The following is a 3,113-nucleotide window of genomic DNA, read 5'->3' on the forward strand; positions in this document are numbered from 1 at the left end:
ACACCCACATCAAGAACGCCGAGATCGATCGCTTCCTCGCCGAGGTCACCGACTGGGAGCATCGGGAATATTTCGAGGTGTTCTGACACCCCTCGACGGGCAGGCCTGGCGAGCGCCATAGCGCACGCCTCACGCCCCTGTGAGGCGACTTCGTCCCGCCTGTTCCGACGACATCTCATCCCCATCCGACGAAGCCATTTTCCTCTCCCCTCGAAAACCGCCGGAAAGACACGGGGTCTAGAGTTCTGGACGATGATCAACAATGGAGATCGGTCATGTTGGCACAATTGATCAGTCTGATCTATCGCCTGTCCTGCCGGGCCACCCTGATCGAAATCGGCACGCACCACCTCGCGCGTTAGTCGCCGGCGCGTGCGAATTGGGTAAGATGGATTGACCTGATAACGGGGATTTCCATGCGCAGGCTGGTCCTGATCACGGCAATGTCGCTGCTAGCAACCGAGGCGTATGCCGGCGGTTCGCGGAGCCTGAGCCTGGCGACGACCAATTCCAGCCAGCAGGCGACCGAGCAGCCGGCCGCGACGGCAACGGCCGCGCCACAGACGATGCCGGCCCCGGCGGCAGCCGCGCCAGTCGCGACCGCTCCGGTTGCCACAACATCCACTCGGCCCACCGCCGCAGCGGTGGTCGCCACGACCGAAACGGCAAAGCCAAAGCGCCGCCAGCCGCCGACCGAGGCGCGCGTGATCCGCGAGCTGCATCGGCATGGGATTTATTGGTGATTGGCTCGCACGACTCTCTCCCCGGCGTCGTCCCGGCCCTCACCCCCCGCTAAATCCCCAGATATTTGTGCTGCAGATCCGGCTCGGCCATCAGCTCGTGCGACGTGCCGCTCCACACCGTCTTGCCGCGCTCGATGATGAAGTGGCGGTCGCAGATGCGGGCGAGGTGGTCGACGTTCTTGTCGACGACCAGGATCGACTGTCCCCGGCTCTTGAGCAGCGACAGGCAATTCCAGATTTCTTCGCGGATCAATGGCGCGAGGCCCTCGGTCGCTTCGTCCAGAATGAGGAGTTTCGGGTTGGTCATCAGCGCGCGGCCGATCGCCAGCATCTGCTGCTCGCCGCCGGAGAGCTGGTTGCCCATGTTGGACGCGCGTTCGGCGAGGCGCGGGAACATCACGTAGATCGAAGCCAGCGTCCAGGGATTGCTGCTGCTGAAGCGGTCGGCGGCGGCCGCAACGAGATTTTCGCGCACGGTCAGGTTCGGGAAGATCTGGCGCCCCTCGGGCACCAGGCCGACGCCGAGTTTTGCAATTCTGTACGACGGCAGCTGCCTGACTTCAGCACCTGCGAAACGGATCGCGCCGGCGCGTGCCGGCGTCAGGCCCATGATGGAGCGGATGGTCGTGGTCTTGCCCATGCCGTTGCGGCCCATCAGCGAGACCATCTCGCCCGGCTTGATCGACAGCGACAGGCCGAACAGCACTTGGCTGAGGCCGTAGCAGGTCTCGATGCCGTCGACGTCGAGCAGCGTGTCAGCCATGGTGCGTCACCACATGCTGGTCGCCGAGATAGGCGCGCTTGACGTCATCGTTGGCGCGGATCGCAGCCGGATCGCCCGAGGCGATGACGCGGCCATAGACCAGCACCGAGATGCGGTCGGCCAGCGCGAACACCGCCGGCATGTCGTGCTCGACCAGCACGATCGAGACTTCTTTCCGCAACTCCTGGAGCAACTTGACCATGCGCTGGGATTCGGTGACGCCGAGGCCGGCCATCGGCTCGTCGAGCAGGAGCAATTTCGGCTTGCTGGCCAGCGCGACCGCAAGCTCCAGCTCGCGGCGCTCGCCATGGCTGAGCCTCGACACCACGACGTCGGCGCGATGCAACAGGCCGACGCGGTCGAGCGCGGCATGGGCGGCATCGCGCAGGCCCTTTTCCTTGCGCGCATCGGCAAAGAAGCGAAACGAGGTGCCGGCATGGGCCTGCGCCGCCAGCGCGACATTGTCGGCGGCGGTGAAGTCGAGCAGCAGCGAGGTGATCTGGAACGACCGCGCCAGCCCCAGCGCGCAGCGGCGATAGGCCGGCAAATAGGTAATGTCGCGCCCCGCCAGCGAAACGCTGCCGGAATGCGGCTCGAGATGCCCGGTGAGCTGGCTGATCAGCGTGGTCTTGCCGGCGCCGTTCGGGCCKATGATGGCGTGCAGCTCACCGCTAGCTACGTCGAGCGAGACGTTGTCCGTCGCGATGATGCCGCCGAAGCGGCGCACCAGCTTCTCGACGCGGAGCAAGGGTTCAGCCACGGCCAGCCCTCCCGAGCGCGCCCATGATGCCGCCGCGCCCGAACAGCACGATCAACAGCAGCAGCGGTCCCATGATCAGCGCCCAGTACTCGGTGATCTGCGACAGGAATTCTTCCAGCAGCAGGAACACCACGGCGCCCATGACCGGGCCGAACAGCGTACCCATACCGCCGAGGATCACCATCACCATGAGGTCGCCTGACCGCGTCCAGTACATCACGGCCGGGCTGATGAAGTCAGTGTTGTTGGCGAGCAGCGCGCCGGCAAGTCCGCACATCATGCCCGAGATGACGAAGCAGACCAGCTGGTAGCGCTTGGCAGGAAAGCCGATCGCCTGCATGCGCTGCTCGTTGGAGCGCAGGCCCTGCACCACGAGGCCGAAGCGCGAATTGACGATGCGCCAGATCAGGATGAGCACGGCGAACAGGCAGGCGAGGCAGAGATAGTAGAACTGCGTGCGGTTGCCGAGATTGACCAGGCCGGAGAAGTCGCTGCGCTTGTAGACGGTGAGGCCGTCATCGCCGCCGTACCGCGCCAGCCCCGAGGCGACGTAATAGGCCATCTGCGCAAAGKCCAGCGTGATCATGATGAAATAGACGCCGCGGGTGCGCAAGCTGAGCGCGCCGATCACCAGCGCGTAAGTCGCGGAGGYCGCGAGCGCGACCGGAAACTGGATCCAGCCGGAGCCGACGCCTTCCTGCGCGAGCATGCCGACGGCGTAGCCGCCGATGCCGAGATAGGCGGCGTGGCCAAAGCTCATCATGCCGCCAAACCCCATGATGAGGTTGAGGCTCGCGGCGGCCAGCGCCAGGATGACGATGCGGGTGAACAGCGTCAGGATGAAGAC

At 65.2% G+C, this 3,113-nt stretch carries 4 protein-coding genes; 1 reads left to right on the plus strand and 3 read right to left on the minus strand.

All coding sequences use genetic code 11. The annotated features are described in order from the left end of the window. The first annotated feature begins 416 nt into the window (after positions 1-416). Positions 417-743 carry a hypothetical protein gene (locus AC1D00_RS33770; protein WP_135176156.1) on the plus strand — a complete coding sequence of 109 codons (327 nt, stop codon included), beginning with the start codon at positions 417-419 and terminating at the stop codon, positions 741-743. 49 nt (positions 744-792) lie between these two features. On the opposite strand, the gene AC1D00_RS33775 is transcribed toward AC1D00_RS33770, so the two are convergent. The 3 genes from AC1D00_RS33775 to AC1D00_RS33785 form a co-directional block, all read right to left on the minus strand. Continuing rightward, the gene (locus tag AC1D00_RS33775) at positions 793-1,506 is read right to left on the minus strand and encodes an ABC transporter ATP-binding protein (RefSeq protein WP_025575580.1); all 714 of its coding nucleotides are present in this window, start codon (positions 1,504-1,506) and stop codon (positions 793-795) included. Then, a complete protein-coding gene (locus AC1D00_RS33780; protein WP_025575581.1) occupies positions 1,499-2,266 on the minus strand; it encodes an ABC transporter ATP-binding protein in 768 nt (255 codons plus the stop codon). The genes AC1D00_RS33775 and AC1D00_RS33780 overlap by 8 nt, the downstream gene beginning before the upstream one ends. Next, a partial coding sequence (locus AC1D00_RS33785; protein WP_477013653.1) for a branched-chain amino acid ABC transporter permease occupies positions 2,259-3,113 on the minus strand: 855 nt, incomplete at its 5' end. The genes AC1D00_RS33780 and AC1D00_RS33785, both read right to left, overlap by 8 nt.

The organism is Bradyrhizobium sp. P2_E8 (assembly GCF_056403875.1).